Origin of the sequence: Streptomyces sp. SID3212 (genome assembly GCF_009865405.1) — a bacterium.
Taxonomy (GTDB): domain Bacteria; phylum Actinomycetota; class Actinomycetes; order Streptomycetales; family Streptomycetaceae; genus Streptomyces.
The window spans coordinates 1-4,304 of record NZ_WWJY01000463.1 but is presented as its reverse complement, the minus strand read 5'-3'; the positions used below and the strand labels follow the sequence as shown (position 1 = coordinate 4,304).

At 70.9% G+C, this 4,304-nt stretch carries 2 protein-coding genes; one reads left to right on the top strand and one right to left on the bottom strand.

Features of this window, described 5'->3' with window-relative positions; all coding sequences use genetic code 11:
- Positions 1 to 76: 76 nt before the first annotated feature.
- Positions 77 to 1,849: an aspartate--tRNA ligase gene (gene aspS, locus GT042_RS13935; protein ID WP_161309023.1), complete on the bottom strand. Its 1,773-nt coding sequence runs from the start codon at positions 1,847 to 1,849 to the stop codon at positions 77 to 79.
- 135 nt (positions 1,850 to 1,984) lie between these two features.
- Here aspS and GT042_RS13930 point away from each other — a divergent pair, with 135 nt between their 5' ends.
- Entirely contained in the window at positions 1,985 to 4,231 is a 2,247-nt protein-coding gene (locus GT042_RS13930) for a SpoIIE family protein phosphatase (RefSeq protein WP_161309022.1), read from the top strand.
- Positions 4,232 to 4,304: the final 73 nt, after the last annotated feature.

Below are 4,304 nucleotides of genomic sequence, written 5' to 3'. Positions count from 1 at the left end.
CGAGGAGGGGCCAGGAACCGGTACCGGTTCCTGGCCCCTCCTCGGACGTTCCGTCCGCCGCGCGGGCGTACCCCCGCTACTCGCCCGACTTCGCGACCGGCTTCCGCAGGGCCACGTTCAGCTCCCGCAGCCGCGACTCGTCCAGCTCCGTCGGCGCGCCCATCATCAGGTCCTGGGCGTTGCCGTTGAGCGGGAAGGCGATCGTCTCGCGGATGTTCGGCTCGTCCGCCAGCAGCATCACGATGCGGTCGATGCCGGGCGCGATGCCGCCGTGCGGCGGGGCGCCGAGGCGGAACGCGCGCAGCATGCCCGCGAACTCGTGCTCGACGGTGTCGCGGTCGTAGCCGGCGATCTCGAAGGCCTTGATCATCAGCTCGGGCTCGTGGTTACGGATCGCGCCGGACGACAGCTCGATGCCGTTGCAGACGATGTCGTACTGCCACGCCAGGATGTCCAGCGGGTCCTTCGTCTCCAGGTCGGACAGGCCGCCCTGGGGCATCGAGAACGGGTTGTGCGAGAAGTCGATCTTCCCGGTCTCCTCGTCCTTCTCGTACATCGGGAAGTCGACGACCCAGCAGAACCGGAAGACGCCCTCCTCGAAGTGCCCGGCGCGCTTGGCGGCCTCGACGCGGACCGCGCTCATGATCTTGGAGACCTCGCCGAACTCGCCCGCGCCGAAGAAGATCGCGTGGCCGGGGGCGAGGGAGAGGCGCTCGGTGAGGACCTTGACGTTGTCCTCGGTCAGGAACTTGGCGATCGGCCCGCTGAGCGCGCCGTCGTCGCCGACCCGCACCCAGGCCAGGCCCTTGGCGCCCAGGCCGACGGCGTAGTCGCCGAGGCCGTCGAAGAACTTCCGCGACTGGCCGGCCGTGTCCGGCACCGGCAGGGCGCGCACGTGCTTGCCGGCGAACGCCTTGAAGTCGGAGTCCTCGAAGACGTCCGAGATGTCGCTCAGCTCAAGCTTGGCGCGCAGGTCCGGCTTGTCGTTGCCGTACTTGACCATCGACTCGCGGAACGGGATCCGCGGGAAGGGCGAGGTGACCTCGCGGCCCTCGCCGAACTCGGTGAACAGCTCGGTCATGAGCTTCTCGATCGGCCGGAAGACGTCCTCCTGCTCGACGAAGCTCATCTCGACGTCGAGCTGGTAGAACTCGCCCGGCGAGCGGTCCGCGCGGGCGTCCTCGTCGCGGAAGCAGGGCGCGATCTGGAAGTAGCGGTCGAAGCCGGAGACCATCAGCAGCTGCTTGAACTGCTGCGGGGCCTGCGGGAGCGCGTAGAACTTGCCGGGGTTCAGCCGGGACGGGACGACGAAGTCGCGGGCGCCCTCGGGCGAGGCCGCGGTGAGGATCGGCGTGGCCATCTCGTTGAAGCCGAGCGCGGTCATCTTGTGGCGGATGGCGGAGATGACCGCCGTACGCAGCATGATGTTGCGGTGCATGCGCTCGCGGCGCAGGTCGAGGAAGCGGTACTCCAGGCGCCGCTCCTCGTTGACGCCGTCCTCGGCGTTGATCGTGAAGGGCAGCGGGCCGGCCGCGCCCAGGATCTCGACCTCCGAGACCTCGATCTCGATCTCACCGGTCGCGAGGTCCGGGTTCACGTTCTCCGCGCCGCGCGCCGAGACCGTGCCGTCGATACGGACGACGGTCTCCTTCGTGAGCTTGGACAGCTCCTCGTTCGCGGCGGTGCCGGGACGGGCGACGAGCTGGACGAGACCGTAGTGGTCCCTCAGATCGATGAAGAGGATGCCGCCCAGGTCTCGGCGATTGTGCAGCCAGCCGCTCAGCCGGACGTCGGTGCCGACGTCAGAGGCGCGGAGCTCGCCGCAGGTGTGGGACCTGTACCGATGCATCGTCTTTCATCCAGTCTTCGCAACTCGGGGTCATGGTGGTTGAACAGCGCTTGTGTGTGACCGCCATAACCTTATCGCCCGCCGCTGAGGCCTCCTCATTGGCGTTTGCTCTACAGATGTTCATAAAGTGTGACAATGCGCACCGAGGAAGTCCTGGCCGCGATCGCGACCGGCATCTGGCGCTGGGACGACGCGACCGGCCGCGTCACCCTGGACGCCGAGGCGGCCCGGCTCCTCGGCCTGCCCGCCGAACCGGCCTCCCTCACCGCGTCCGGCGCGCGCTCCCACTTCCACCCGGTGGACTGGAACGAGATCCAGGGCATCGTCAGCCTCGCGGTCACGGAGGGGACCCTCGCCGAGGCCCGGCTGCGGATCATGAACGAGAAGGGCCGGGTGCTCCGTACCGTACGGGCGCGGTCCAAACCGGTCGTCAGGACACTGCCCGACGGGGTCCAGGTGTACGAGCTGATCGGCACCCTCCAGGAGGTGGCCGAGCCGCGTCCCGGCACCGCCATCGAGGGCAGCTCGATCACCGGGGACTGGCGCAGGTCCCGCGAGGCGTTCCTGCTCGACGCGGGGCGGGCGCTGGCGGAGGCCCGCTCCACGGCCGAGGTGCTGCGGGTCGCGTCGTCGCTGTCCATGCCGGGCTTCTCGCCGGACGGTCTCGCGGTGTTCAGCACCTCGCCGTCGCAGGAGGCGCTGCGGATCGTCGGCCTCCTCGGGAACACGCTGGCGGACGCGGACGACTTCTCCAGCCTGACGGTCGAGTCCGACTACCCGGCGTCCGAGGTCATCAGGACGGGCCGGGCGATCTACCTGCCGACGGCGGAGTCGTACAAGGAGCGCTACCCGGACATCTGGCCGCGCATCGAGCCGTTCGCGCGCAACTCCTGGGCCTTCCTCCCGCTGACCGTCGCGGGGCGCACGCTCGGCACGTGGATGGCCGCGTTCAAGAACCGCGTGGCGTTCTCGCCGGACGAGCGCTCCGTACTGAACACGGTGGCGCGGATGCTGGCGCAGGCGCTGGCGCGCGCGGGGGTCACCGAGAGCGAGCGCGAGCTGTCGCTCGGGCTCCAGCGCTCGATGATGCCGACGCTGAACACCGACATCCCGGGGATGTCGGTGGCGGCGCGGTACGTGCCGACGGGCGGCGGGCTCCAGGTCGGCGGCGACTGGTACGACATGATCCCGCTGCCGGGCGGCACGACCGAGGCGGAGGGGCGGGGCAGCGGGCGGTTCGCGCTGGTCATCGGGGACGTACAGGGGCATGACGTACGGGCGGCGGGGCTGATGGGCCAGCTGCGGATCGCGTTGCGCGCGTACGCGGCGGAGGGGCACCGGCCGGACGCCGTGCTGTCGCGGGCGTCGCGGTTCCTCGCGGGGATGCGGCAGTTCCCGGGGCCGGAGAGCGACGGGGGTACGGGGGCGGTGGCACCGTACGGCGTGGCCGCGGACGGCTCCGCGGACGCGGCCATGACCGACGAGGAGTACGAGAAGACCGGACCGCGCTTCGCCACCTGCCTGTACATGGAGGTCGACCCGGAGAACGGGACGCTGGAGATCGCGCGGGCGGGACATCTGGACCCCGTGTTCCGCATGCCGGACGGGACGGCGTTCATCCGGCAGACGGCGGGCGGGCTGCCGCTGGGCATCGAGGCGGACTCCGACTATCCGACGACGCAGATCACGCTCCAGCCGGGGGAGCTGCTCATGCTCTGCACGGACGGGCTCGTCGAGACGGGCGGCCACGACCTGGCGACCGGCTGGGACCGGCTGCGGCCGGTGCTGGAGGGGGACACGGGCTCGTCCCTGGAGGAGCTGGCGGACGCGCTGATGGGCGTGGTGCACGGCCCCGGCTCCCACTACATGACGGGCCCGCTGCCGGAGCACCGGGAGGACGACATCGCGCTCGTCCTGCTCGCGCGGGACGGCTCCCAGCCCCGCGCCGACCGGCAGCCGCCGCCGCGACGCACGGCGCTGACGATCGCGCAGGCGGAACCGGAGCGGATCGCGGGGGCGCGGCGGCAGCTGCGGGACCTGCTGCACGACTGGTCGGACGACGAGCAGGTCGACGCGGCGGTGCTGATGGTCTCGGAGATGGTCACGAACGTCCTGGTGCACACGGACGGGGACGCGCTGCTGGTCGCCGAGGCGGCGGGCGAACGCGGCGACCGGCGGTTGCGGGTGGAGGTGGCGGACGTGAACGACGAACTCCCGCACCGGCGCCGTCCCGGCGAGCTCGCTTCCAGCGGGCGCGGGCTGGTGCTGATGGAGGTGCTGGCGGACGCGTGGGGGGTGAATCCGCGGGGGGAGGGGAAGTCGATCTGGTTCGAACTGTACGAGTCGGAGGACCACGAGCCGGTGGACTCCACGGAGGCGTGACGCGGCCGTGCGCCGGGTGCGGGTGCGGGTGGCCTGCGGCCACGCTTTGTCCTCAATCGCCGGACGGGCTTGA